General features: G+C 70.9%; 27 protein-coding genes. 17 read left to right on the top strand and 10 right to left on the bottom strand.

Annotated elements, in window-relative coordinates; genetic code table 11:
- Complete coding sequence (locus KF840_22295) at nucleotides 1-369, bottom strand: metallopeptidase family protein (GenBank protein ID MBX3027639.1); 369 nt, start codon at nucleotides 367-369, stop codon at nucleotides 1-3.
- A gap of 89 nt (nucleotides 370-458) precedes the next feature.
- On the opposite strand from KF840_22295, the gene KF840_22290 reads away from it, so the two are divergent.
- The gene (locus tag KF840_22290; GenBank protein MBX3027638.1) at nucleotides 459-1,238 is read left to right on the top strand and encodes a hypothetical protein; all 780 of its coding nucleotides are present in this window, start codon (nucleotides 459-461) and stop codon (nucleotides 1,236-1,238) included.
- A 273-nt stretch (nucleotides 1,239-1,511) separates the two neighbouring features.
- Here the strand turns inward: KF840_22290 and sucC are convergent, their stop codons facing one another.
- Nucleotides 1,512-2,678, bottom strand: coding sequence for an ADP-forming succinate--CoA ligase subunit beta (gene sucC / locus KF840_22285; protein MBX3027637.1), 1,167 nt, complete (start codon nucleotides 2,676-2,678; stop codon nucleotides 1,512-1,514).
- A 26-nt stretch (nucleotides 2,679-2,704) separates the two neighbouring features.
- Nucleotides 2,705-3,643: a malate dehydrogenase gene (mdh, locus tag KF840_22280; protein MBX3027636.1), complete on the bottom strand. Its 939-nt coding sequence runs from the start codon at nucleotides 3,641-3,643 to the stop codon at nucleotides 2,705-2,707.
- A gap of 112 nt (nucleotides 3,644-3,755) precedes the next feature.
- Here mdh and KF840_22275 point away from each other — a divergent pair, with 112 nt between their 5' ends.
- Nucleotides 3,756-4,550, top strand: coding sequence for an enoyl-CoA hydratase/isomerase family protein (locus KF840_22275; protein ID MBX3027635.1), 795 nt, complete (start codon nucleotides 3,756-3,758; stop codon nucleotides 4,548-4,550).
- A 55-nt stretch (nucleotides 4,551-4,605) separates the two neighbouring features.
- Here KF840_22275 and KF840_22270 read toward each other — a convergent pair whose 3' ends face one another.
- The 3 genes from KF840_22270 to KF840_22260 are packed head-to-tail and all read right to left on the bottom strand — an operon-like array spanning nucleotide 4,606 to nucleotide 6,455.
- Complete coding sequence (locus KF840_22270; protein MBX3027634.1) at nucleotides 4,606-5,736, bottom strand: thiolase family protein; 1,131 nt, start codon at nucleotides 5,734-5,736, stop codon at nucleotides 4,606-4,608.
- Nucleotides 5,736-6,134, bottom strand: coding sequence for an OB-fold domain-containing protein (locus tag KF840_22265; GenBank protein MBX3027633.1), 399 nt, complete (start codon nucleotides 6,132-6,134; stop codon nucleotides 5,736-5,738). The genes KF840_22270 and KF840_22265 overlap by 1 nt, the downstream gene beginning before the upstream one ends.
- An 18-nt stretch (nucleotides 6,135-6,152) precedes the next feature.
- Entirely contained in the window at nucleotides 6,153-6,455 is a 303-nt protein-coding gene (locus KF840_22260; GenBank protein ID MBX3027632.1) for a hypothetical protein, read from the bottom strand.
- Between the two features lie 83 nt (nucleotides 6,456-6,538).
- Between KF840_22260 and KF840_22255 the strand changes: the two genes are divergently transcribed.
- The 12 genes from KF840_22255 (at nucleotide 6,539) to dapB (ending at nucleotide 18,653) form a co-directional block, all read left to right on the top strand.
- Nucleotides 6,539-7,450, top strand: a complete 912-nt coding sequence (locus KF840_22255; protein ID MBX3027631.1) for a tyrosine recombinase XerC — start codon at nucleotides 6,539-6,541, stop codon at nucleotides 7,448-7,450.
- 157 nt (nucleotides 7,451-7,607) lie between these two features.
- On the top strand, nucleotides 7,608-8,147 hold the full coding sequence (gene hslV, locus KF840_22250; protein ID MBX3027630.1) for an ATP-dependent protease subunit HslV: 540 nt from the start codon (nucleotides 7,608-7,610) through the stop codon (nucleotides 8,145-8,147).
- Complete coding sequence (hslU, locus tag KF840_22245) at nucleotides 8,144-9,496, top strand: ATP-dependent protease ATPase subunit HslU (protein ID MBX3027629.1); 1,353 nt, start codon at nucleotides 8,144-8,146, stop codon at nucleotides 9,494-9,496. Before hslV ends, hslU begins: the two co-directional genes overlap by 4 nt.
- 42 nt (nucleotides 9,497-9,538) lie before the next feature.
- Nucleotides 9,539-10,471, top strand: a complete 933-nt coding sequence (gene argB, locus KF840_22240) for an acetylglutamate kinase (protein MBX3027628.1) — start codon at nucleotides 9,539-9,541, stop codon at nucleotides 10,469-10,471.
- Nucleotides 10,468-11,652 carry an aspartate aminotransferase family protein gene (locus KF840_22235; protein MBX3027627.1) on the top strand — a complete coding sequence of 395 codons (1,185 nt, stop codon included), beginning with the start codon at nucleotides 10,468-10,470 and terminating at the stop codon, nucleotides 11,650-11,652. Before argB ends, KF840_22235 begins: the two co-directional genes overlap by 4 nt.
- Nucleotides 11,649-12,572 (top strand): ornithine carbamoyltransferase, encoded by a 924-nt coding sequence (gene argF, locus KF840_22230; GenBank protein MBX3027626.1) that lies wholly within the window; start codon nucleotides 11,649-11,651, stop codon nucleotides 12,570-12,572. The genes KF840_22235 and argF overlap by 4 nt, the downstream gene beginning before the upstream one ends.
- 93 nt (nucleotides 12,573-12,665) lie before the next feature.
- Nucleotides 12,666-13,874 (top strand): argininosuccinate synthase, encoded by a 1,209-nt coding sequence (locus tag KF840_22225; GenBank protein ID MBX3027625.1) that lies wholly within the window; start codon nucleotides 12,666-12,668, stop codon nucleotides 13,872-13,874.
- A 220-nt stretch (nucleotides 13,875-14,094) separates the two neighbouring features.
- Nucleotides 14,095-15,480 carry an argininosuccinate lyase gene (argH, locus tag KF840_22220; protein MBX3027624.1) on the top strand — a complete coding sequence of 462 codons (1,386 nt, stop codon included), beginning with the start codon at nucleotides 14,095-14,097 and terminating at the stop codon, nucleotides 15,478-15,480.
- Nucleotides 15,481-15,515: 35 nt separating this feature from the next.
- Complete coding sequence (locus KF840_22215; protein ID MBX3027623.1) at nucleotides 15,516-16,028, top strand: hypothetical protein; 513 nt, start codon at nucleotides 15,516-15,518, stop codon at nucleotides 16,026-16,028.
- Nucleotides 16,029-16,096: 68 nt separating this feature from the next.
- Nucleotides 16,097-16,942 (top strand): diaminopimelate epimerase, encoded by an 846-nt coding sequence (locus tag KF840_22210; GenBank protein ID MBX3027622.1) that lies wholly within the window; start codon nucleotides 16,097-16,099, stop codon nucleotides 16,940-16,942.
- The gene (dapA, locus tag KF840_22205; protein MBX3027621.1) at nucleotides 16,939-17,820 is read left to right on the top strand and encodes a 4-hydroxy-tetrahydrodipicolinate synthase; all 882 of its coding nucleotides are present in this window, start codon (nucleotides 16,939-16,941) and stop codon (nucleotides 17,818-17,820) included. The genes KF840_22210 and dapA overlap by 4 nt, the downstream gene beginning before the upstream one ends.
- Before the next feature lie 68 nt (nucleotides 17,821-17,888).
- Nucleotides 17,889-18,653 (top strand): 4-hydroxy-tetrahydrodipicolinate reductase, encoded by a 765-nt coding sequence (gene dapB / locus KF840_22200; GenBank protein MBX3027620.1) that lies wholly within the window; start codon nucleotides 17,889-17,891, stop codon nucleotides 18,651-18,653.
- A 14-nt stretch (nucleotides 18,654-18,667) separates the two neighbouring features.
- On the opposite strand, the gene KF840_22195 is transcribed toward dapB, so the two are convergent.
- On the bottom strand, nucleotides 18,668-19,837 hold the full coding sequence (locus tag KF840_22195) for an LL-diaminopimelate aminotransferase (protein MBX3027619.1): 1,170 nt from the start codon (nucleotides 19,835-19,837) through the stop codon (nucleotides 18,668-18,670).
- 253 nt (nucleotides 19,838-20,090) lie between these two features.
- Here KF840_22195 and folK point away from each other — a divergent pair, with 253 nt between their 5' ends.
- On the top strand, nucleotides 20,091-20,591 hold the full coding sequence (folK, locus tag KF840_22190) for a 2-amino-4-hydroxy-6-hydroxymethyldihydropteridine diphosphokinase (GenBank protein MBX3027618.1): 501 nt from the start codon (nucleotides 20,091-20,093) through the stop codon (nucleotides 20,589-20,591).
- Nucleotides 20,592-20,890: 299 nt separating this feature from the next.
- Here the strand turns inward: folK and KF840_22185 are convergent, their stop codons facing one another.
- Nucleotides 20,891-21,124: a sulfurtransferase TusA family protein gene (locus tag KF840_22185; GenBank protein ID MBX3027617.1), complete on the bottom strand. Its 234-nt coding sequence runs from the start codon at nucleotides 21,122-21,124 to the stop codon at nucleotides 20,891-20,893.
- A gap of 63 nt (nucleotides 21,125-21,187) precedes the next feature.
- Between KF840_22185 and KF840_22180 the strand changes: the two genes are divergently transcribed.
- Nucleotides 21,188-23,173, top strand: a complete 1,986-nt coding sequence (locus KF840_22180; GenBank protein MBX3027616.1) for an ATP-dependent helicase — start codon at nucleotides 21,188-21,190, stop codon at nucleotides 23,171-23,173.
- Nucleotides 23,174-23,269: 96 nt separating this feature from the next.
- On the opposite strand, the gene KF840_22175 is transcribed toward KF840_22180, so the two are convergent.
- Both KF840_22175 and KF840_22170 read right to left on the bottom strand, forming a co-directional pair.
- On the bottom strand, nucleotides 23,270-23,701 hold the full coding sequence (locus KF840_22175; protein ID MBX3027615.1) for a hypothetical protein: 432 nt from the start codon (nucleotides 23,699-23,701) through the stop codon (nucleotides 23,270-23,272).
- Between the two features lie 76 nt (nucleotides 23,702-23,777).
- A complete protein-coding gene (locus KF840_22170) occupies nucleotides 23,778-24,917 on the bottom strand; it encodes a methyltransferase (GenBank protein ID MBX3027614.1) in 1,140 nt (379 codons plus the stop codon).
- A gap of 92 nt (nucleotides 24,918-25,009) precedes the next feature.
- On the opposite strand from KF840_22170, the gene KF840_22165 reads away from it, so the two are divergent.
- Complete coding sequence (locus KF840_22165) at nucleotides 25,010-25,309, top strand: hypothetical protein (protein ID MBX3027613.1); 300 nt, start codon at nucleotides 25,010-25,012, stop codon at nucleotides 25,307-25,309.
- Nucleotides 25,310-25,315 lie beyond the last annotated feature (6 nt).

The following is a 25,315-nucleotide window of genomic DNA, read 5'->3' as shown; positions in this document are numbered from 1 at the left end:
TCAGTAGCCCTCCGCCTCAATCTCGTCGTCCTCGAGGCCGAAGAGGTGCCCCACCTCGTGAATGATGGTGGCGCGGATCTCCCGCCGGATGGCGCCCGGCGTGCGGAAGTCCCGCACCAACGGCCGGTAGTAGATGGCGATGCGGTCCGGCAGCAGCGGCCCCCCGTCGAGCGCCCGCTCGTCGATCGGCACCCCTTCGTACAAACCGTAGATGGTGTCGCGGCGTGGGTTCAGTCCCATCTCGCGCAGCAGCTCGTCGCTCGGCTCGTCCTCGACCACCACCTCGACGTTCACCAGATGGCGGCGGAAGGGCTCGGGGATCTCCTCGATCGCCGCCGCGACCAGGGCGTGGAACCGGCGTCGGTCCATGCCGCATTAAACCACAGAGCGGCACGGAGAACACAGCCGACGCCGCCGCTTCCTTGCACTCGAGGAATGTTGCTGTCACAGACCGAAAGATGAAGCGCTACGCCCTCCCCTCGCTCGTCACGGCCCTCGCCCTCGCCTCGCTCAACTGCGGCACCAGCGGCGGCTCTGAGGCGCGTCCGATCGAGATCCTCTACTACGTGTCGGGCGGGCCCAACCTCCCGTTCGTCTTCGCCGACACGCCGGACCTGGCGGGCTGCGGCAGCTCGGGCACCGGCATCCAGTCGCCCAATTCCAACCACCAATTCGGCGACCGCGTCTTTCAGACCCCGCACCTCTTCGTGCTCGAGAACGCGCATCAACCGGTGCGCGCCGTCATCCGCAACATCTCCAACCAGCCGATCCAGGTCGACATGTACCTCGGGTTCACCCAGCAGGTCGGCGGCGACAACGGCGTCATCCAGCCCGGCGCGTGCCGCACCATCGCGTCGGCGCCCGGCACCTTCACCATCAAGCAGCTCGGCCCCGAGATCCGCACCGAGGTCTGCTCGCCGACCGCCGGCCTCAGCACCTCCTGCCTCGACCAGCCGCCGCCCACCGACCGCAACATCGCCTTCTTCGGCAGCACCGGCGACCTGGTGGCCACCAACATCACCAATTGTCAGCTCAACCCCTTCCTCGACGCCTGCCGCACGCCCGCCACCTTCTTCTGGCAGAACCCGCAGGACCAGTTCGACGCCGTGATGAGCGTCAACTCGGGCCAGAACCCCGATGGCCAGCCAAAGGCAACCATCCGCTCCGAGCTCTACGTCAACGGCAATCTGAGCCAGTCCGCGACTGGCACGGAACCGATCGTCGGCGTCAATCTCTAAGGGCGGTTATCCACACTCCGGCCATCGCCCGCATCGCAGTTGTCTTTCCGGCCCGGCGCCTCGACGCTACTTCGCTTTACAGCTCAACTACCTGATAACACAGGCAGGTTCCTGCAGGCGTGTTTGCCTAGCAGGGCGGCAAATCCGGAAAGCCTTAGAACGGCGGGGCCTGGACGAGAGAAATCAACAGGTTCTCCACAGTCCCGGGGAGAAGCTCGAATACGGCGGCGAACCGAAACCGCCGGCTCGGCCAGTGAGGCCGAGTCTCCCGGATCAGGCGGCGGTCTGGGCGGCGCGGACGACGCGGCGGGCGGCGTCGGACATGTCGCTGCCGGACTCGATGTTGAGGCCCGACTCGGCGAGGATCTTGCGACCCAGCTCGACGTTCGTGCCCTCGAGGCGAACGACGACCGGTAGCGTCAGTTTGATCTGCCGGGCCGCCTCGACGACGCCGTTGGCGATGACGTCGCACTTCATGATGCCGCCGAAGATGTTGACCAGCACCGCCTTCACGTTCTGGTCGGCGAGGATGATCTTGAACGCCTCGGTGACCCGCTCAGCGGTGGCGCCGCCGCCGACGTCGAGGAAGTTGGCGGGTTCGCCGCCGAAGTTCTTGATGATGTCCATGGTCGCCATCGCCAGGCCGGCGCCGTTGACCATGCAGCCGATGTTGCCGTCGAGGGCGACGTAGCTGAGATCGTGCTTCGACGCCTCGATCTCCTTCTCGTCCTCTTCGTTGAGATCGCGGAGCTCGCGGATCTCCGGATGGCGGTAGAGCGCGTTGTCGTCGAACCCCATCTTGGCGTCGAGGGCGATCAGGTCGCCCTGCCTGGTGAGCACCAGCGGGTTGATCTCGGCCATCGAGGCATCGCTCTCGATGAAGGCCTTGTACAGGGCGAGCATGAAGGCGACGGCCTTGTTGACCGACGCGGCCGGGATGCCGATGCCGAACGCCAGCTTGCGGGCCTGGTAGGGCTGCAGGCCCACCGCCGGGTCGACGCTCTCGCGCAGGATCTTCTCCGGCGAACGCGCGGCGACCTCTTCGATCTCCACTCCGCCCTCGGCCGAGGCCATCATCGCCGGCCGGCCGGTGGCGCGGTCGACGACCATGCCGAGGTAGAGCTCGCGCTCGATCTCGCTCAACGCCTCGGCGAGCAGCCGCTTCACCTCGCGACCCTGCGGGCCGGTCTGGTGCGTCACCAGGACCCTGCCGAGCAGGTCGCGCGCCGCCGCCTGGGCTTCGTCCGGGGTCTGGCACAGCTTCACGCCGCCCGCCTTGCCCCGCCCGCCGGCGTGGATCTGCGCCTTGATGACGCACCGCCCGCCCAGCTCGCGCGCGGCAGCGGCGGCATCGTGGTAGCTGGTCACCTCGCGGCCCGGTGGGACGGCGACTCCGTAGCGCTTCAGCAGCGCCTTGGCCTGGAACTCGTGGACGTTCACGCTCGTTCGCTCCTGCCTCGCGCCGCTCAGGCGTTGAGGAACTTCTCCGACGCCTCGACCAGCTCGCGGACGTGCGAGACCGATTCATCGAGCGCCTTCTTCTCCGCCGGGGTCAGCGCGACCTCGATGACCTTCTCCACGCCCCTGCCGCCGATCTGCACCGGCACGCCGACGTAGAAGCCGTCGACCCCGTACTCGCCCTCGAGCAGCGCCGCGCAGGGCAGGATCTCCCGCTTGTCGAAGAGGTACGCCTCGGCCATCCGGATGGCCGCCGTCGCCGGCGAGTAGAAGGCCGAGGTCTTCATCAGGTTGACGATCTCGCCGCCGGCGCCGCGCACCCGCTTCTCGATCGCCTCCAGGCGGCCGGCCGGGATCAGCGTGTCCACCGGCACGCCGCCGACGTGACAGAGGCTGCGCACCGGCACCATGTCGTCGCCGTGGCCGCCGAGGACGATCGCCGACACGCTGCGCACCGAGACGTTGAGCTCCATCGCCACGAAGGTGCGGTAGCGCGCCGAGTCGAGCACGCCCGCCTGGCCGACCACGCGCTCCTTGGGGAACCCGGTGATGCGCTTCATCGCCGTCACCATGGCGTCGAGCGGGTTGGTGATGACGATGACGAACGACTCCGGCGCGTACTTCTTGATGCCGGCGCCGACGCTCTTCATCACCTTCACGTTGGTCTCGAGCAGATCGTCGCGGCTCATGCCCGGCTTGCGCGGCAGGCCCGCCGTGACGATGCACACGCTGGCGCCCTCGATGTCCTTCAGGTCGTTGGTGCCGACGACGTTGGCGTCGAAGCCCTCGATCGGCCCCGACTCCAGCAGGTCGAGCGCCTTGCCCTGCGGCATGCCCTCGACCACGTCGAAGAGCACGACGTCGCCGAGCTGCTTCATCAGCGAGAGGTGGGCGAGCGTGCCGCCGATCGCGCCGGCGCCAATCAGAGCAATCTTCCGTCGAGCCATGGCAGGTCCTTTCGTGCGATGGTGCGCCCGCCTTCCTAACGGGTATCGCGCACCCCATCAAGCGCACCGCGCGCGGTGGCGGCGCCGCGCGCGCTTCGCTAGGCATGCGCGCATGACGTACGAGCACATCGAGCTGACGCGCGACGGTCACGTCGCCACGTTGAAGTTGAACCGTCCGGAGGCGCGCAACGCGATGTCGGTCGCGATGGGCGACGAGGTGGCGCGCGCCGTCGAGGCGATCCGCGCCGACGCCGACGTCCGCGTCCTCGTCGTCACCGGCGAGGGCCGCGCCTTCAGCGGCGGCGGCGACCTCGGCATGCTCGCCGCCGACGCCGGCATCGGCGAGCCGCACGCCGGCATGGGCGGCCCGCCGCGCGAGTTCTACAACCGCTACCTGTCGGTCGCCTCGCTGCCGATCCCCACCCTGGCGGCGATCAACGGCCACGCGATCGGCGCCGGATTCTGCTTCGCCCTCGCCTGCGACCTCCGCATCGCCTCGTCGAACGCCAAGATGGGCATGACCTTCACCAGGCTCGGCATCCATCCCGGCATGGGCGCGACCTACTTCCTGCCCCGCCTGCTCGGCGCCGCGCGCGCCTGCGACCTGCTGTTCACCGGCCGCATCATCGACGCCGAGGAAGCGGAACAGCTCGGCATCGTCAACCGCGTCGTCTCGCACGAGGCCTTCCCCGCCGCCGTCGAGGCGTACGCCAGCGAGCTCGCCAGCGCGGCGCCGGTCGCGGTGCGGCTGGTGAAGCGCGCCATCTACCGCGGTCTCGAGCACGACCTGGCGTCCGCCGTCGACCTCGAATCCCTGCAGCAGCGCGCGACCTTCCAGACCGAGGACGCGCGGGAAGGCATCCGCGCCGTGATGGAGAAGCGCTCCCCCGTCTTCACCGGCAAGTGACGCCGGGCGCCGGGCGCGCACCGGCAGTCGCCGTCCCGCCTCCCTGCCCCGTCGCTCAGCGGCTGAGGATGACCACCGACGCGTTGGCGCCGCGGCCCACGGTGTGGCCGAGGGCCACCCTGGCGTCCGCGACCTGGCGCGCGCCGGCCTCGCCGCGGAGCTGCCAGTAGAGCTCGATCACCTGGCCGAGGGCCGAGGCGCCCAGCGGCTCCCCCTTCGACAACAGGCCGCCGCTCGGGTTCACGGGAAGCGGACCGCCGAGGTCGCTGCGGCGCTCCGCGATCATCCGACCGGCCCCGCCCTTCGGGCACAGCCCCAGCTCTTCGCAGGAGATCAGCTCGCGCGCCGAGTCGGTGTCCTGGACCTCGGCGACGTCGATGTCCTCGGGCCCGATACCGGCCTCCTCGTAGGCGGCGCGCGCCGCCAGCTCGCTCGGCGGCGGCACGCCGTCGTCGGGCAGACCGCACATCGGCGTGTGCTCGCCGAGGACGCTGCCCGGCAGGTGCGAACGCAGCGCCGCGGCGCGGATGCGCACGCCGCCGCCGGCCGCCCGGCGCAGCACCACCGCCGCCGCGCCCTCGTTCGGCGAGCAGAGCATGTAGACGGTGAGCGGCTCGCAGACCACCGCCGAGGCCAGCACCTGTTCGAGCGAGAACGGCTTGCGGAACATCGCGTACGGATTGTGGACGCCATTGGCGTGGTTCTTCACCGACACGTAGGCGAGGTGCTCGCGGGTGACGTCGGAGTCGCGCATCAGGCGCTGGGCGCGCAGCGCGAAGTACGCCGGCGTCACCGCCAGCCCGGCCTGCTCGCGCCACGGCTCGAAGAAGGACGAGCGGATGATGCCCTTCGGCATCTTCTCGATGCCGAACACCAGCACGGCGTCGCACCGACCCGAACGGATCGCCTCGACGCCCAGGCCCAACGCCGCGCCGCCGCTGGCGCAGCCGGCCTCGACGTTGACGATCGGCACGCCGCTCAGGCCGAGCGCGGTCAGGACCTTGTGGCCGGCGGCGACCCCGCTGTAGACGGTGCCGCAGAACGCCGCCTGGAAGCCGCCGCGCCCGATCCCGGCGTCGCGCAACGCCGCCTTCACCGCCTCCACCCCCATGGCGGTGACCGTCTTGTCGCCGAAGCGACCGAAGGGATGGATGCCGACGCCGGCGATCGCGACCCCCGCGCTCATCACGCCACCTCGTCCGGGGCGAACGCGTAGCTCACGACCTCGCGGCCCTCGTCGTCGACGTGCAACGGCACGATGACGAGCCGCATCGCCATGCCGGCGCGCAGCTTCGTCGGATCCGCTTCGGTGAGCCGGGCGATGAGGCGCAGCCCCTCCGGCAGCTCGACGACGCCGAAGCCGAACGGCACCTCGCCGAGGTAGCCCGGCGGCCGGTTGTTGACCCCGGTGAAGAGGCACAGGGTGCCGCGATCGCTCAGCGCCGCGGTCTGGCAGCGCTCGCCGGAGCAGTACGGACAGTCGGCGTCGGCCGGAAAGTGCCACCGCTCGCAGTCCGGGCAGCGGGCGCCGAGCAGCGCCCCGGCGTCGGTGAACAGGCCGTCATGAATCGGGATGCGCTGCATGAGCCCTCCGCTGCGACCTCACGCCTTCCGCCCGAACATGGCATCGAGGCGGGCGCGCGCCGCGGCCGCCTGCTCATCGACGTCCGCGCGCCGGGCGGCGACGCTGAACCACTCGCAGAAGTTGCCGCGTTCCCTGTCGAGCTGGCGTTCGGCCTGGGGTTCGCGACATTCGTTGTGCATCGCCGGGTCGTGGAAACGGCAGTTGCGGCAGCAGTGGAGGTCGGCGCCGCACGCCAGACAGGCATCGCGCCGGCCGATGCGCTGGCGCGCGTCGATCGCGGCCCCGCAGCGCCAGCAGGCAACGGCTCCGAGCTCGGACATCCTTCCTTGTTCCGCCAGAGGGCGGTTGTTACCATGACGGCCGCGCCGGCGGCAAAACGCCGTTGGCGGCGAACGCGACGCGCATGACGAGCCTCCAGGCGGCCATCGACGACTTCCTCCGCGCCCTCACGGTCGAGGAGAACGTGTCGGCCAATACGATCCGCGCCTATGCCGCGGACCTGCAGCGGCTCGCCGAGTCGCTGGCCGCGCGCCACGGCGCGCCGGTCGAGTCGCTGCCCTGCGACGCGCTCGATCGGGACGCCGTCCGCGCCTTCATGGTCGAGCGCCTGAAGGCCACCAAGCGCAGCTCGGCGGCGCGCGCCCTGTCGGCGGTCAAGCGCTTCGCCCGCCACCTGCTGCGCGCCGGGGAGCTGACCATCGATCCCTGCGTCGGCATCCAGGCGCCGCGGCAGGACAAGCCCCTGCCGGCGCACCTGTCGGTGGACGACATGTTCCGGCTCCTCGCCGCGCCCCTGCCCGACAGCCCGACTGGCCTGCGCGATCGCGCCCTGCTCGAGGTCGCCTACTCCTGCGGTCTGCGGGTCGGCGAGTTGGTCGCCCTCGACTGGAGCGACGTCGACGAGCGGCTGTCGCTGGTGCGGGTCGTCGGCAAGGGCCGCAAGGAGCGCCTCGTGCCGATCGGCGACGCGGCGCTCGCCGCCCTGCGCGCGTACCGCGACGCGATCCCCCGCCTCTGCCCGCGCGGGGTGAAGGCGCCGCAGGCGGTGTTCCTCAACCAGCGCGGCGGCCGGCTCACCGCCCGCTCGGTCGGCCGCTTCGTCGACGTCTACACCCTCCTCGGCGGCATCGCCGGCAAGATCAGCCCCCACGCCCTGCGCCACAGCTTCGCCACCCACCTGCTCGGCGCCGGCGCCGATCTGCGCGCCATCCAGGAGATGCTCGGCCATGCCAGCCTGTCGACGACGCAGAAGTACACGCACGTCAACCTCGATCAATTGATGGCGGCGTACGACAAGGCCCATCCGCGCGCGTGATTGTCACCGCAGAGACGCTGAGGCGCGGAGACCTCCTCCTGGCGATGATCCGTTTCGATATTCCGCAATCGTTCTTCCGTATGGGTACCATGACGTCCCTGCCCTTCGAACTTGAAACCGAAGCCTCAGCGCCTCTGCGTCTGTGCGGTGACAATTCATGACCATCCGCAGCACCACGATTCTCGCGCTGCGCCACGGCGGCGCCGTCGTCATGGCCGGCGATGGGCAGGTGACGCTCGGCAGCACGGTGATGAAGCACGGCGCGCGCAAGGTGCGTCGCCTGCACGGCGGACGCGTTCTGGCCGGATTCGCCGGGGCGAGCGCCGACGCCTTCACCCTGTTCGACAAGTTCGAGGCCAAGCTCGAGCAGCACCAGGGCAACCTGACCCGGGCGGCCGTCGAGCTGGCGAAGGACTGGCGCACCGATCGCGTCCTCCGCCGACTGGAGGCGCTGCTGCTCGCCGCCAGTCGCGAGACGATCCTGGTGATCTCCGGCAGCGGCGACATCATCGAGCCCGACGAGCCGGTGACCGCCATCGGCTCCGGCGGCGGCTACGCCCTGGCGGCGGCACGGGCGCTGATGGCCCACAGTCCCCTGCCGGCGACGGGCATCGCCGACGCGGCGATGCGCATCGCCGCCGACATCTGCATCTACACGAACCGCGAAATCGTCGTCGAGGAGCTGGGCGCCGCATGAGCCAGATGACGCCACGCGAGATCGTCTCCGAGCTCGACCGCTTCATCGTCGGCCAGCGCAATGCCAAGCGCGCCGTCGCCATCGCGCTGCGCAACCGCTGGCGCCGGCAGCAGGTGCCGGACGAGCTGCGCGACGAGATCGCGCCCAAGAACATCATCATGATCGGCCCCACCGGGGTGGGGAAGACCGAGATCTCGCGCCGCCTCGCCAAGCTGGCGCAGGCGCCGTTCACCAAGGTCGAGGCCTCGAAGTTCACCGAGGTCGGCTACGTCGGCCGCGACGTCGAGTCGATCATCCGCGACCTCGTCGAGCTCGCCATCGGCATGGTGCGCGAGGAGGAGAAGGACAAGGTCCAGGTGCGGGCCCGCGAGCGCGCCGAGGAACGCGTCCTCGATCTCCTCCTGCCCTCGCACGGCAGCGAGCGCCGGCGCGAGCCGGCGGGCCCGACGCCCGCGTCGGCCGACGCCTCGGCGACCCGCGACAAACTGCGGCGCATGCTGCGCGAGGGCGCGCTCGACGCGCGCGAGGTCGAGATCGAGGTCAGCAAACCGGCGACGCCGCTGGTCGAGGTGATGACGCCGCAGGGGCTCGAGGAGATGGCGTTCCAGCTCAAGGACGCCTTCGCCAACCTCTTCCCGGGCAAGACCACGAGCCAGCGCGCCACGGTGCGCGAGGCGCTCGAGCACTACAGCCAGGAGGAGGCCGGCAAGCTGCTCGACATGGACCAGGTGACGCGCGAGGCGATCCGCCGGGTCGAGCAGTCGGGCATCGTGTTCATCGACGAGATCGACAAGATCGCCGGCCGCCAGGGCCTCGCCGGCGGCCCCGACGTCTCGCGCGAGGGCGTGCAGCGCGACCTCCTGCCGATCGTCGAGGGCAGCACGGTGAACACCAAGCACGGCATGGTGCGCACCGATCACATCCTCTTCATCGCCTCCGGCGCCTTCCACATCAGCAAACCGTCGGACCTCCTGCCGGAGTTCCAGGGCCGCTTCCCGATCCGGGTCGAGCTCGATGCCCTCACCCGCGACGACTTCATCCGCATCCTCGCCGAGCCGGCGAACGCCCTGCTGAAACAGTACGTCGCCCTGATGGCCACCGAAGGCGTGCGCCTGCGCTTCACCGACGACGCCATCGCCGCCATCGCCGACGTCGCGGCGCTAGTGAACGAGCGCACCGAGAACATCGGCGCCCGCCGTCTTCACACGGTCTTGGAACGCCTGCTTGACCAGATATCGTTCGACGCGCCAGAAATGGCGGCTTGCGATGTGGTCATCGACGCGCAGGAGGTTCGCGCCAAGCTCGACGCGGTGGTGAAGGATGACGATCTCTCTCGCTACATTCTCTGACCGGCCGGCGCCGACGGCGCGCCGCCCTGCCGTGGCGGCCTGATGGCGGCGCCGTCGACGCGCGTCACCGATCTGGTCGCCAAGGCCGAGGTCCTGCTCGACGCCCTGCCCTACATCCGCCGCTTCGCCAACAAGACCATCGTGGTGAAGTATGGCGGGCACGCCATGGTCGACGAGGCGCTGAAGGACAGCTTCGCGCAGGACATCGTCCTGCTGAAGTTCGTCGGTCTGCACCCGGTCGTGGTGCACGGGGGCGGGCCGCAGATCGGCGCCATGCTCACGCAGCTCGGCATCGAGTCGCGCTTCGTGCGCGGCATGCGGGTCACCGACCGGCCGACCATGGACGTCGTCGAGATGGTGCTGGTGGGCAAGACCAACAAGGAGATCGTCTCCCTCATCAACCGCCACGGCGGACAGGCGGTCGGTCTCTCCGGCAAGGACGGCGAGCTGATCCGGGCCCGCAAGATGACCATGCCGGACGCCGCGGGGGACATCGGCCTGGTCGGCGAGGTGGCGGGCGTCAATCCCGGGGTGATCGAGACCCTGGAGCGCGGCGACATGATCCCGGTCATCGCGCCGGTCGCCGCCGGCGACGACGGCGAGACGTTCAACATCAATGCCGACCTGGTCGCCGGCAAGATCGCCGAGGCGCTGCGGGCGGAGAAGCTCATCCTGCTCACCGACGTGGACGGCATCCACGGCGCCGACGGCGCGGTCATCCCCACCCTCGACGACGAGCACGCGCACCGCCTGATCGCCGACGGCACCATCGGCGAAGGCATGATCCCCAAGGTCGAGTGCTGCCTGGAGGCGCTCAAGAACGGCGTCAAGCAGACCCACATCGTCGACGGCCGCGTCCGCCACGCCGTGCTGCTCGAGATCTTCACCCGCGAGGGCGTCGGCACCGAGGTCGTGCGCGGCGCGCGCGCCGGCCGGACCCGCGAGCCGCGGCGGGTCGGAGAGCGGCGGCGATGACCAGCGCCGAGATCATCGCCCTCGCCGACCGCTATCTCTTCCCCACCTACGCCCGCGCGCCGCTGGCCCTGGTGCGCGGCGAGGGCACGCGGGTCTGGGACGCCGACGGCCGCGAGTACCTCGACTTCTTCTCCAGCACGGTGGTCACCAATCTCGGCCATCAGCACCCCGCCGTGGTGCGCGCCATCGAACAGCAGGCGCACCAGATCCTGCACGTCTCGAATCTGCACTACTGCGAACCGCAGGCCCGGCTCGCCGAGCGGCTGGTGCGGCGCTCGTTCGCCGACCGGGTCTTCCTCTGCAACAGCGGCGCCGAGGCCAACGAGGCGGCGATCAAGTTGGCCCGCAAGGTCGGACACGCGCGGGGCGACGGCCGCTACGAGATCATCACCCTCCTCAACTCGTTCCACGGCCGCACCCTGGCGACCATCGCCGCCACCGGCCAGGAGAAGGTGCGGGTCGGCTTCGAGCCGGTGCAGCAGGGCTTCCGCTACGCGGCCTACGACGACCCGGCGGCGCTCGAGGCGGCGATCTCGCCGCGCACCATCGCCATCATGGTCGAGCCCGTGCAGGGCGAGGGCGGCATCGTCGCGCCGCCGCCGGAGTACTTCCAGGCGCTGCGCGCCCTCTGCGACCGCCACGGGCTGCTGCTCATCTTCGACGAGATCCAGACCGGCATGGGCCGCTGCGGCACGTTCTTCGCCTACGAGCAGCTCGGCGTCACGCCCGACATCATGACCCTCGCCAAGGGCCTGGGCGCCGGCGTGCCGATCGGCGCCATGCTGGCGGCGGCACCGATCGCCGACATCCTCGACAAGGGCTCGCACGGTTCGACCTTCGGCGGCAACGCCCTCACCTGCGCCGTCGCCCTGGCGGTGTGCGACGTGCTGGAGAGCGAGGGCGCGCTGGGCAACTGCCAGGCGATGGGCGAGCGCCTGCGCGCCGGCCTGGCGGCGTTGGCAGGCAGGCACCCGACCATTCGCGCCGTGCGCGGCCGCGGCCTGCTGCTGGGCGCCGAGCTCGACCAGCCGGGGGGTCCGGTGGTCGCGCGCTGCCTGGCGCGGGGCCTGATCATCAACTGCACCGCCAACACCGTGCTGCGCATCACCCCGCCGCTCACGGTGTCCGCCGCCGAGGTGGATGCGGCGCTGGCGATCCTCGACGGGGCCCTGGCGGCATGAAGCGCGACTTCCTCACCCTCGACGCCTTCAGCCGCGGCGAGCTGGACGAGATCCTGCACCTCTCGGCGACCATCAAGCGCGACCTCAAGGCCGGCAAGCGGCAGCCGCTGCTCGCCGGCAAGACCCTGGCGATGATCTTCGAGAAGCCGAGCCTGCGCACCCGCGTCACCTTCGAGGTCGGCATGACGCAGCTCGGCGGCTACGCCGTCTACCTGACGACCACGGACTTCCGCCTCGGCGAGCGCGAGTCGGTGGGCGACATCGCGCGCAACCTCGAGCGCTGGGTGGACGTGATCATGGCGCGCACCTTCTCGCACGCGACCATCGCGGAGCTCGCGGCGACGGCGCGCGTGCCGGTGATCAACGGCCTGTCCGACCTCCGCCATCCGTGCCAGGTGCTGAGCGACTGCTTCACCCTGATCGAGCACCGCGGCCGCCTCGACGGCCTGCGCATCGCCTGGGTCGGTGACGGCAACAACGTCGCCAACTCGTGGATCGCCGCCGCCATGCGCTTCGGCTTCACCTTCGCCGTCGCCTGCCCGCCGGGCTACGAACCCGACGCGCATCTGGTCGAGGCCGCCCGGCACGCCGGCGCCGCCGTGATCGTCACCCACGAGGTCGCCGAGGCGGCGGCCGGCGCCGACGTGCTCTATACCGACACCTGGACGAGCATGGGCCAGGAAGCCGAGGCCGCCGCCCGCCGCACGATCTTCGCGCCCTACCAGATCAATGACGGCGTGCTCCGCCAGGCGAAGCCGGACGCCCTGGTCATGCACTGCCTGCCCGCGCACCGCGGCGAGGAGATCACCGACGCGGTGATCGACGGCCCCCATTCCATCGTCTTCGACCAGGCCGAGAACCGCCTGCACGTCCAGAAGGGCGTGCTGGTGTGGCTGCACAACCAGACGAGCCGACACTGACCACCGCGGGACCGGTGACCGGCGACCCATGGGATGCGCGCAACGCCCACGGGCCGCCGGCCATGGGTTCCGCCTCTTCCCTTCCGAGGGGCAATGGACCTCACACCCGACAAGATCGTTCTCGCCTACTCCGGCGGCCTCGACACCTCGATCATGCTCAAGTGGCTGATCGACCGCTATCAGGTTCCGGTGATCGCCTTCTGCGCCGACCTCGGGCAGGGCGAGGAGCTGGAACCGGCGCGCCGCAAGGCGGAGGCCGGCGGCGCGGCGAAGATCTACATCGACGATCTGCGCGAGGAGTTCGTCCGCGACTTCGTCTTCCCGATGCTGCGCGCCGCCGCGGTGTACGAGCACGTCTACCTGCTCGGCACCTCGATCGCGCGGCCGCTGATCGCCAAGCGCCAGGTGGAGATCGCGCGCGCCGAGGGCGCCGATGCCATCGCCCACGGCGCCACCGGCAAGGGCAACGACCAGGTCCGCTTCGAGCTCACCGCCTACGCGCTCGAGCCGAACATCAAGATCATCGCGCCCTGGCGCTTCTGGGACCTCACCTCGCGCAGCAAGCTCATCGCCTACGCCGAGCAGCACGGCATCCCGGTGCCGGTGACGCGCGAGAAGCCGTACAGCACCGACCGCAACCTGCTGCACATCAGTTACGAGGGCGGCATCCTCGAGGACCCGTGGCGCGAGCCGTACGACGACATGTACACGCTCTCGGTGGCGCCGGAGAAGGCGCCCGACGAGGCCGAGTACGTCGACATCGATTTCGAGGCCGGCAACCCGGTGCGCATCAACGGCGAGGCGCTCTCCCCCGCCGCGCTGCTCGCCCGGGCGAACGCGATCGGCGGACGCAACGGCGTCGGCCGCGTCGACCTGGTCGAGAACCGCTACGTCGGCATGAAGTCGCGCGGCGTCTACGAGACGCCGGGCGGGACGATCCTGCACGTCGCCCATCGCGCCGTCGAGTCGATCACCCTGGACCGCGAGGTCATGCACCTGCGCGACCAGCTCATCCCGCGCTACGCCGAGATGGTCTACTACGGGTACTGGTACGCGCCCGAGCGCACCATGCTGCAGGCGGCGATCGACGAATCGCAGCGCGCCGTCACCGGCACCGCCCGTCTGAAGCTGTACAAGGGCAACGCGATCGTCGCCGGCCGCAAGTCCGAGCGCTCGCTGTACAATCCCGAGGTCGCCACCTTCGAGGACGACCAGGTGTACCGCCAGGCCGACGCCGAGGGATTCATCCGCCTGAACGCGCTGCGCCTGCGCATCCGGGCGATGGTGGAGAAGGCTTCGTAGCGCTGCGCGCCTCCGCCGGCGGAGCCTCTCCGGGACGTCCGCTCCGACCGGGCCGGGCGCGACGCATCGCTGGCGCGTTGTTGGGCCCTCCCGAGGCCGCGCCCAGCGACGCCCTCGACGAGGTCGGACGCCAGATCTGGACCACCGGCCAGATGGAGGTCGCGGCGGTCAGGGGCGCCGTGCTGGCCGCTGCGCTCGGCGTTCGCTATCTACCTCCGCCATGCCCGCGAAGCGCGCCCGCTCCCACAAAGCCTGGTCCGGCCGCATGGCCGAGGCAACCCATCCGCTGGTCGAGGCGTTCACCACCTCGTACCCGATCGACTGTCGGCTCTATCCCTACGACATCGCCGGCAGCATCGCGCACGCCCGCATGTTGGCGAAGCAGCGCATCATCCCGGCGCGCGACGCCTCGCGCATCGTCGGCGGGTTGGGAACGATCCGGCGCGAGCTCGAACGCGGCACCTTCCGATCGCGGCCGCAGGACGAGGACGTGCACATGGCGATCGAGCGGCGGCTGATCGAGCTGATCGGCCCCGCCGGCGGCAAGCTGCACACGGCCCGCAGTCGCAACGACCAGGTCGCGCTCGATCTCCGCCTCTACGTCCGCGACGCCGGCGCCGCCATTCGCCGGCAGATCGGCGAGCTGCGCCGCGCCCTCGGCCGCCAGGCGCGCCGCCACGCCGCGGCGGTGATGCCCGGCTTCACCCATCTGCAGCCGGCGCAGCCGGTGCTCTTCGCGCACCATCTGCTCGCCTACGTCGAGATGCTGGCGCGCGACGACGACCGCCTGGCCGACTGCCTGCGCCGCGCCAACGTCCTGCCGCTCGGCTCGGGGGCGCTCGCCGGCACCACCTTTCCCATCGACCGCGCCTTCGTCGCCCGCCAGCTCGGGTTCGCGGCGGTGAGCGAGAACAGCCTCGACGCGGTCAGCGATCGCGACTTCATCGCCGAGCTGCTGTCGGCGCTCGCCATCCTCGGCATGCACCTCAGCCGCTTCGCCGACGAGATCGTGCTCTGGGCGTCGCAGCAGTTCGGCTTCATCGAGTTGCCCGACGCCTTCGCCACCGGCAGCTCGATGATGCCGCAGAAGAAGAACCCGGACGTCGGCGAGCTGATCCGCGGCAAGACCGGGCGGCTCTACGGCAACCTGGTCAATCTGCTGACCATGCTGAAGGGCCTGCCGCTCGCCTACAACCGCGACCTCCAGGAGGACAAGCAGCCGCTGTTCGACAGCGTCGACACGGTGAGCACGAGCCTCGAGGTGCTGAGCGCCATGGTGCCGCGGCTGCGCATCCGCGCCGACCGCCTGCGCACGGCCGCCAGCGCCGGCTACACCCTGGCGACCGAGCTCGCCGACTACCTGGCCAGCAAGGGAGTGCCCTTCCGCGACGCGCACGGCGTCGTCGGCGCCATCGTGCAGTCCGCGATCGCCGACGGCCGCCAGCTCGAGGAGCTGAGCGTCGCCGAGCTGCGCCGCTTCTCCCCCGCCTTCGGCCGGGACGTGAAACGCTGGCTCAGCCTCGATGCCGCCGTGAAGCGCCGCCGGGCGCCGGGCGGCACCTCACCGGCGAACGTCGAACGGCGCCTGAAGCTCCTCGGCGTCTGACCCCGACGCGCAACCCGGTGACCGGGATTCCACGGATGCGGACGACACCTCTCCCGCGCGCGCGCCGCGTCAGCAACGGGATCGTTGCCCTCGCGGCCAGCGCCCTCGTCGTCGCCGGCGCGTGCGGCCGCAAGACGCCGGTGCGGCCGCCGGAGCTCGTGGCGCCGGCGACGATCTCCGATCTCCGGGCGGCGAACGCGACGGCCGGCGTCGCCCTGAGCTGGGGTCGCCCGAAGACGACGGCGGACGGACAGCGCCTCAACGATCTCGATGCCTTCGCGCTCGAGCGGGCGCTGCCCGGGCTGCCCTTCGGCTTCCTCACCCGCATCCAGATCCCCGACCGCGACCGGCTGCGCCAGCAGAAGACCTTCACCTACGTGGACGAGGCGGCGCTGGTGGGCGAGGTCTACCGCTATCGCGTCCGCAGCGTCACCGTCGACGGCTACGTGAGCGCGCCGTCGAACGTCGTCGACATCCTCCGCCAGGTCCCCACCAACACTCCGCCGATGGCGCCGACACCACCGGCGACCGCGACGCCGGCGCGCTGACACTTTCCACGACGCGCCACGCGGCGATCTTTCGGTTTCCCCCCCTGCGTGCTAGCTCAGCCAGACCGATGGCGATCCTCCCCTTCGTCAAGATGCACGGCATCGGCAACGATTACGTCTACGTCGACTGCTTCGCCCATCGTGTCCCCGACCCCGCCGCGCTGGCGCGGCGCGTCAGCCCGCGCCGCACCGCGATCGGCTCCGACGGCCTGATCCTCATCTGCCCGTCCGCGGTCGCCGACGCGCGCATGGAAATGTACAACGCCGACGGCAGCCGCGGCGCCATGTGCGGCAACGGCATCCGCTGCGTCGGCAAGTACGTCGCCGAGCACGGTCTCTCGGCGAACAATCCGCTGCGCATCGAGACCGACGCCGGCATCAAGGTGCTGCAGCTCACGCGGCGGGGCAGCGAGGTGGTCAGCGTCGCCGTCGACATGGACGAGCCGATCCTCGACGGGCCGCGCATCCCGGTGGCCGCCGAGGGACGGGTGATCGACGCGCCGCTCGCGGTGGGCGGGCGCGAGTATCGCGTCACCTGCGTCTCGATGGGCAACCCGCACTGCGTCGTGTTCGTCGACGACGTCGAGACGATCGACCTCGAGCACCTCGGCCCGCAGTTCGAGCACCACCCGTTCTTCCCCCACCGGGTCAACACCGAGCTCGTCCGCGTCGACAGCCCGACCCGCCTGCGCATGCGCGTCTGGGAGCGCGGCTCGGGCGAGACCGCCGCCTGCGGCACCGGCGCCTGCGCCGCGCTGGTCGCCGCCGTGCTGACCGAACGCGCCGAACGCCACGCGCTGCTGCAGTTGAACGGGGGCGACCTCGACATCGAGTGGCGAGCCAGCGACGGACACGTGATCATGACGGGTGCCGCCGAAGAGGCATTCCGGGGCGAAATCGAGGTTGAGGCATGAAGCGAACCTTTCCGGGCGCGCTGACCGCCCTCATCACCCCATTCCGCGACGGCGCGGTCGACCGCGAGGCGCTGACCCGCATCGTCGACGACCAGATCGCCAATGGCATCAACGGGCTGGTCCCCTGCGGCAGCACCGGCGAGTCGGCCACGCTGACCCATGACGAACACCTGGAGGTGATCGCGCTGGTGGTCGAGCGGGCGCGCGGCCGGGTGCCGGTGATCGCCGGCACCGGTTCCAATGCCACCGCCGAGGCCATCCGGCTGACCCGCGGCGCCAAGGAGGTCGGCGCCGACGCGGCGCTGCTGATCTCGCCCTACTACAACAAGCCGACGCAGGAGGGGATCTACCAGCACTACCGCGCCATCGCCGAGGCGACGCAGTTCCCGCTGATCGTCTACAACATCCCCGGCCGCACCAGCTCGAAGATCGAGGCCGGCACGCTCGAGCGCCTGGCCGCCCTGCCCCACGTCATCGGCCTCAAGGAAGCCACCGGGTCGCTCGACGAGTGCCAGGAGGTGATTCGCCGCTGTGGCGACGCCCTGCCGGTCTACGCGGGCGACGACAGCCTGACCCTGCCGGTGATGGCGGTGGGCGGCGTCGGCGTCATCTCGGTGATCAGCAACTGCGTCCCGAAGCAGTGGGTGGAGATGCTCGACGCGGCCCGGCGCAACGACTGGGCAGACGCCCGCCGCCGCAGCTACGCCTTGCTGCCGCTGCTCCACGCCCTCTTCCTCGAGACCAATCCGATCCCGATCAAGGCGGCGATGGCGCTGCGCGGCTTCTGCGCCGACGAGCTGCGCCTGCCGCTGCTGCCGATGACCGAGGCGCCGCGCCAGCAGTTGCGCGCCGCCCTCGACGCCGCCGGATTGCTGTGAGCGACGACCACCGCCTGGGCGGCCCACGCGCCGCGGTCGACCTCGTCGTCTGCGGCGCCGCCGGCCGCATGGGACGCGCCATCACGGCGCTCATCGCCGCCGAGCCGCGGGCGCGCCTGCGCGCCGCCATCGAGGCGCCGGGCCACCCGGCGCTCGGCGAGGATGCCGGCACGCTCGCCGGCGTCGCCCCGTTGGGCGTGCCGGTGACCGCCGACTACGCCGCCGCCGCGACGGCCGACACCGTCACCCTCGACTTCACCGCGCCGGCCGGCGCGCTCGCGCATCTGCGCGCGGCGGTCGAGAACCGGGCGGGGATCGTCATCGGCACCACCGGCTTCTCGGCCGAGGAACAGCGGCAGCTCGACGAGCTGGCGCCGCGCACCCGCAGCGTCGTCGCCGCCAACATGAGCATCGGCGTCAACGTGCTGCTGACCCTGGTCGAGCGCGCCGCGGCCGCCCTCGGCGACGCCTTCGATCCCGAGATCGTCGAGATCCACCACCGCCTGAAGGTCGATGCGCCGAGCGGGACCGCCCTGGCGCTCGGCCGCGCCGTCGCCGCCGGGCTCGGCCGCAACTTCGAGCGCAGCGCCCGCCTGGCCCGCGAGGGCATCGTCGGCGCCCGCACCGACCAGGAAATCGGCATCGTCGCCCTGCGCGGCGGCGACGTGATCGGCGACCACACCGTCGTCTTCGCCGGTCTCGGCGAGCGCCTCGAGCTGAGCCACCGCGCCCAGAGCCGCGACTGCCTCGCCCGCGGCGCCCTGCGCGCCGGCCTGTGGCTGGCCGACAAGCCGCTGGGGCGCTACTCGATGCGCAACGTGCTCGGCTTGTAGCGCGTCGGCACGGCCTACGATTCGAGCGCGCTGCGCACCCGCTCCATCGCCTCCTCGAGGCGGGCGTCGGCGACGGTCAGCGAGATGCGGAAGAAGCCCTCGCCGTACTCGCCGTAGCCGCGGCCGGGGGCGATGACGACCTGCGCCTTCTCGAGCAGCAGGTCCGCGAGCTCCAGGCTGCTCATGCCGTTCGGGGTCGGCACCCACAGATAGAAGGTGCCCCTGGCCGGGGTGTACTCGATGCCGATCTGGCGCAGGGTCGCGACCACCAGATCGCGGCGCCGGGCATAGATCTGCAGCATGTGCGGAATGGTGTCGGCGCAGCGGTTGAAGGCGGCGATCGCCGCGTACTGGATGGCGTTGAACACCCCCGAATCGGTGTTCTCCTTCACCTTGGAGATCGCGGCGATCAGATCCGGATTGCCGAGCGCCATGCCGATGCGCCAGCCGGTCATGTTGAAGGGCTTGGAAAGCGAGTTGAGCTCGACGCCGACGTCCTTCGCGCCCTCGACGGAGAGGAAGCTGAGCGGCTTCTCGCCGTCGAAGACCATCTCGATGTAGGGGTTGTCGTAGCAGACGGCGATGTCGTGGCTGCGGGCGAACTCCACCAGCTCGCGCAGGAACGCCGGCGTGGCGACGGCACCGGTCGGATTGTTCGGGTAGTTGAGGAACATCGCCGTCGCCCGCCTGGCGGTGTCGGACGGGATGTCGCGCAGCGCCGGCAGGTAGCCGTGCTCGGGCCGGATGGGCACCGTCACCGGCTCCCCGCCGGCGATGAGGATGCTGGCGCGGTAGGCCGGGTAACCGGGGTCGGTCATCAGGACCACGTCGCCCGGATTGACGCGCGCCAGGGCGAAGTGGTGGCAGCCCTCCTTCGAGCCGATCAGGCCGAGCACCTCGCTGCGCGCGTCCACCGACACCCGGTACCGCTCGCCGTACCAACGGGCGACGGCCTCGCGGAAGCCGAGCATGCCCTTCTCTTCATCGGTCGGGTACTGGTGGTTGGCGGGATCGCGGGCGGCACGGCCGAGCTCGTCGATCACCGGCTCGGGAGTGGGCTCGACCGGATCGCCGATCGCCAGGCTGATGACGTCCTTCCCCGCCGCCCGAGCCCGCCCGATCTTCTGCCGCAGCTCCATGAACAGGTACGGGGGGATGTTCTTCAGGCGCTCCGCTGACTCCATTGCTCCTCCTCACGCGACCCGGCGAAACCCGCAGTCCGCTGCAGTTAGCACCCGCCCTCCGGGCTCTCAAGCCGCACCGCCCGGGGGCCGGGGAAAGTTGCAATGGCGCCGGCTTCCCTGTACAACGCCGGCGGGTTTTGGTGGCCGGGTCGGTGCCCACAACCGACGGCAAGCTACCTCAGGGCGTGGAAGGGTGGCGCGTTCGGCTCATTTGGGCCGGCCGCCGAGTGGATGTGGCGGGGAGGTTGGAGGGATGCCCCACCGAGTATTCGTCGGAATCGGGTCCAACCTGGGCGAACGGCGATCGAACTGCCGCGAGGCGCGGCAACGGATCGCCCAACTGCCCAAGACCCGCGTGGTGAAGGAATCCTCGCTCTACGAGAGCGAGCCGCACGGCAACGCCACGACCTGGTTCGCCAACAGCGTGGTCGAGCTCGAGACCGAGCTGAACAGCGCCGAGCTGCTCAAGAAGCTGCTGGCGATAGAAGAGGAAATGGGGCGTAAGCGCGTGAAAGGAAAGAAGTGGGGATCGCGCATCATCGACCTCGACATCCTCTTCTTCGACAACGAGATCGTGAACAAGCGCAACCTGAAGATTCCGCACCCGCGCCTCCAGGAGCGCCGATTCGTCCTCCTGCCCCTCAGTGAGCTGGCGCCGCAGCTCATCCACCCCTTGCTCAACGCCTCCGTTTCCGAGCTTCTGGCGACGGTGAAGGATGCCAAGAAGATCCAGATGATGGGCCCGGGCGAGTAGAGTTCGCCCGAATGCGCGCGGGGCGGCCGGGGCGACGACGCGCCGGCGTTCCGTCATCGGCTCGACGCGGCCGAGGCGTGCCAGTGCCAAGCGTCAGGTGACTTGGCGACCCACCGCCCGCGGGCCCGGTTCCTGCTGAGGTGGGAAGTCATGAGCGACGAAGTCCCCCGCTGGTGGCCGATTGTCGCCGGCCTGAGCGCCCTGCTGGCGCTGCTGGTGTCCATCCCCATCCCGGGCTGAGCCGGCGCGCCGGCCGCCGTGGGGCGAGCTACCCACGCGCTCCCAGTGCCCTTCGTCGATCAGACGACGATCTCCAGGCGCCAGCCCTCGGGGACCTCGAGCGGGCTCTCGACGGCATAGCCCATCGCCTCGGCCGCCCGCGGAATATCGCGGACCGCCCGCCCCGCGTCGACCAGCAGCCGCAACCGCTCGCCGCGCCGCATTCCATCGAGCACCACACGCGCCTTCGCCCAGCTCAGCGGGCAGGCGACGCCGCGCAGGTCGAGAATCTTCACCTTCTGTTCGTGTTCCATTGGCCGTCGCGGGCGCTCTGCTGTTACAGTCGGCCCTCGCGGGCCCCGGGGGCTCGCCGCACCATGAACGCTCGACCCGACACCTATATCCTCCGCCGCCCGACGCGCGAGCCCAGGTTCCGCATCGACTACGAAGGGCTCCTCAACCCCGCCCAGCTCGCCGCCGCCAGCGCCACCGAAGGGCCGGTGCTGGTGATCGCCGGCGCCGGCAGCGGCAAGACCCGGACCCTCGTCTTCCGCGTCGCCCGCCTCGTCGAGCAGGGCGTCGATCCACACGCGATCCTGCTCCTCACCTTCACCCGCAAGGCCTCGGCCGAGATGCTGCGGCGCGCCGCCGGGCTGCTCGACGGCCGCTGCGAGCAGGTCGCCGGCGGCACCTTCCACTCCTTCGCCAACCTGACGTTGCGCCGCCACGGCAACGCCCTCGGCCTGCCGAGCGGCTTCACCATCCTCGATCGCGGCGACAGCGAGGACGCCATCGGCCTGCTGCGCGCCCGCCTCGGCCTCGACAAGAAGGACAGACGCTTCCCGCGCAAGCAGGTGATCGGCGACCTCTTCAGCGCCGTCGTCAACAAGCACCGGCGGCTCGACGAGATCCTCGCCGAGACCTATCCGCATCTGGCCGAGCACGCCGACGACCTGCACGCGCTGCACGCCGCCTACGACGCCTACAAGTCCGAGCGCGCCGTCCTCGACTACGACGACCTGCTGGTCAAGCTGCGGCAGCTCCTCGCCGAGCACCCCGACGTCCGCGAGCGGCTGGCGCAGCGCTACCGCTACGTGATGGTCGACGAATACCAGGACACCAACCCGCTGCAGGCGCAGATCGTCCAGCTCCTCGGCGCCGCGCACGGCAACGTCATGGCCGTGGGCGACGACGCCCAGAGCATCTACGCCTTCCGCGGCGCCGACTTCCGCAACATCATGCGCTTCCCCGACCTCTTTCCCGGCACGCGGGTCATCACGCTGGAGCAGAACTACCGCAGCACGCAGCCGATCCTCGACGTCGCCAACGCCATCATGCGCGAGGCGCGCGAGCGCTATACGAAGGTGCTGTTCACCACCCAGGCGGACGGCTCCGCGCCGCTGCTGATCGCCGCCGAGCACGAGAACTTCCAGTCCCGGTTCGTCTGCCAGCGCATCCTCGAGCTGCGCGAAGAGGGCGTCCCGCTGTCCGAGATCGCCGTCCTCTTCCGCTCCAGCTTCCACGCCTTCGATCTCGAGCTCGAGCTGTCGCGCGCCGACCTGCCGTTCATCAAACGCGGCGGCTTCAAGTTCATCGAGACCGCGCACGTGAAGGACGCCCTCGCCCACCTGCGGGTGCTCGAGAACCCGCGCGACGCCGTCTCGTGGCACCGCCTGCTCCTGCTGCTCGAGGGCATCGGCCCCAAGAGCGCCGACGAGCTCGCCTCACGCCTGCTCGGGGCCGCCGACATTCCCGCCGCGCTCGCGGCCGGCGGCGGCCGCGCCCAGTCGACCGCGCTGCAGGCCCTCGCCGGCCTCTTCCGCCGCCTCGGCGAGCCCGGTCGCCGGCCCGACGAGCAGTTGTCCGAGGTGCTGCGCTACTACGAGCCGTTGCTGAAGCGGGCCCATCCGGACGACTACCCGAAGCGCCAGCGCGACCTCGAGCACTTCGTCGGCATCGCGGCGCGCTATCGCAGCCTCGAATCGCTGCTCACCGACATGGCCCTCGAGCCGCCCAGCGACAGCGTCGGCGATGCGCTCGCCACGGACGACGGGGAGGGACGGCTCTGCCTCTCGACCATCCACTCCGCCAAGGGCCTCGAGTGGCACACGGTCTTCGTCATCTGGCTGGTCGACGGCAAGTTCCCCTCGACCTACAGCCTGCACAGCGACGACGATCTCGAGGAGGAGCGGCGCCTGCTCTACGTCGCCGTCACCCGCGCCAAGCGCAATCTGTACCTGACCCACCCGATCAACATGTACGACCGCGCCACCGGCATGGTGCTGGCGAAGGCGTCGCGCTTCCTCGACGACGTGCCGCGCCAGCTCCTCAAGCCGATGCAGCTCGTGGAGGCGTTCGACTGAGGCCGGCGGCCGGGTCGTCGCGCCGCCGGGCCTGGGACGGGCATCCCGATCCTGGCCCTCGGACCGCCTCCCGACACGCGCGGATCCGTCGCTCCCTCACTGCCAGCCGATCGGCTCGTACCCCTTGTCCCGCAGGCACTTCTCGACGAAGTTCCGGTACACCGGATCGGGCTCGCTGCGCTGGAACATCCAGCCGAACATGGTGCCGAGCAGGCCGGCCGTGGCGCCGCTCGCCGCGCCCACCGCCGCGCCTTCGCCGACGTTGCCGCCAATCGCCCCGCCGACGGCGCCGCTGGCGGCGCCGACCGCCGCGCCGACGCCCGTGTTGCGCGCCGCCTCGCCCATTTTCTGACCGCCCTGCCCGCCGGTCTTCACGTACTCCTGCGCCTGCGCCTGGCAGTTGGCGACGTCCTGTTCGGCCTGCGCCTCGCCGACCCGCTTGTACTGCTCGTTGGGGTAGAGCGTCGGCTTGGTGGCGCTGCACCCGGCGAGGACGCCGGCGGCGATGACGATGATCGCGATCCGCATGTGCAGCCCTTAGCTGGTTTCGCCTCCCGTGTGGAGGGCCGCTCCGGCGCCACCGCGCGTCGCCCGCGGGTACGTCTCAGGCGCGCGCCAGCCAGGTGCCGACCAGTGCCGGCGGCGGCGGCGACAAGGGCAACGGCAGGGTGCGCTGGAAGGCCTCGCGCACCTCGAGGCCGGCCGGACCACCGCGCTCGCCGACGAGCAGCAGCAGCACCACCTGCTCGACCCGATGCCGGCGCAGATACGCCGTCCAGTCGCGCACCTCGCGCCCGTAGGCGTCGAACCCCTCGTCGAGGGCGAAGAGACTCTGCGCCGCCGCGAGATCGACCGGCGTCCCCGCCTCCAGCACCAGTCCGAGCGCGCGGCCGCCGAAGCCGCGCACCCACGGTCGCAGCACGTCCGCGACGGTCTCACCGCGCCGCACCGCCAGGTGCGAGATGGCGATGCCGCGGCCGCCCGGCCGCAGGTGCGCGTCCCAGCCCTCGACGACGCGCCGCAGTACGCGGTCGCCGCGCGGCCCGCCCGAGTGGTACGCCGGCCCGCGGCGGCGCGCCGGGACGAAGGGCGGGTTGGCGATGACGAGATCGAAGCGCTCGCCCGCCACCGGGCGGTAGAGGTCGCCGCGCCGGACCTCGACGCCGCGGGCGTCGTTGAGCTGCGCGTTCGTTCGCGCCAGCGCGGCCGCGCGCGCGCCGATGTCCACCGCGATCACCGCGCGGGCGCGCGGCGCGACCTGCAGCGCCTGGATGCCGCTGCCGGTGCAGAGGTCGAGCACCCGCTCGTCCGAGCGCACCGGCACCGCCTCGGCGAGCAGGATCGAGTCGCTGCCCGGCGGATAGACCATGTCGCCGCGCGGCAGTCCCAGGGCGCCCAGGTCCGGCCGTTCGAAGCGGCGGTCGGCGAGCAGCGCCAGGCGCTCGTGCACGTCGACTCGCAGGCCGACCCGCATGTGCCCGGAGCGCTCGCGCAGCCACCGCGCCGCCACCAGCCGGCGCGTCAGGGCGGCGCCGAACAGGCGGCGGACCGCCGCAAGCGGTTCGGACGACTCGAGAAAGCAGAGCCGCACGGCGGTCTCGGCCGTGCTCGCGCCGCGCAGCCGTTCCAGCGACGGCGCCCGGTTGAGCAGGCCGACGTCGTCGGGAAGGCGGACCGACAGGCGCTCGCGGAGCAGGTCCGGCCCGTATCCGGCGGTGCGCAGCGCCTCGATCGCGGCCCGCAACGCCGCGCTGGCGTCGCTGCCGCGGGAACGGATTGGTCGATTGACTTTCCCCGACCCGGCCCCTAGCGAACCAGGATAAGGAGCGCCTCCGCGTGCACTATCTCTTGCTCGTCCCATTCTACGTCTTCATCGCCATCGGCGTGTTCCTGCTGCTCAGCATCCTGTGCCGCGTGCTGCGCCTGAAGCTCAGCGCCAACGCCCTGGCGGTGACCGCGGTGACCGTCGGCGTGGTCATCGTCCTGCTGCCGCTCTTCGAGGGCATCCAGCTCGCGGACTACACCGGGCGGCGGCTGCTGTTGGTCGCCGGCGTCACCTTCGTGCTCGCCACCATCGACACCCTGCTCGAACCGCTGCTGCCGTTGCCACTCGACGCCGAGCTCGCCGATCTCTGACGGCGG

Source organism: bacterium, assembly GCA_019637795.1.
GTDB lineage: Bacteria > Desulfobacterota > Binatia > HRBIN30 > CADEER01 > JAHBUY01.
This window is presented reverse-complemented; position numbering and strand designations above follow the sequence as displayed.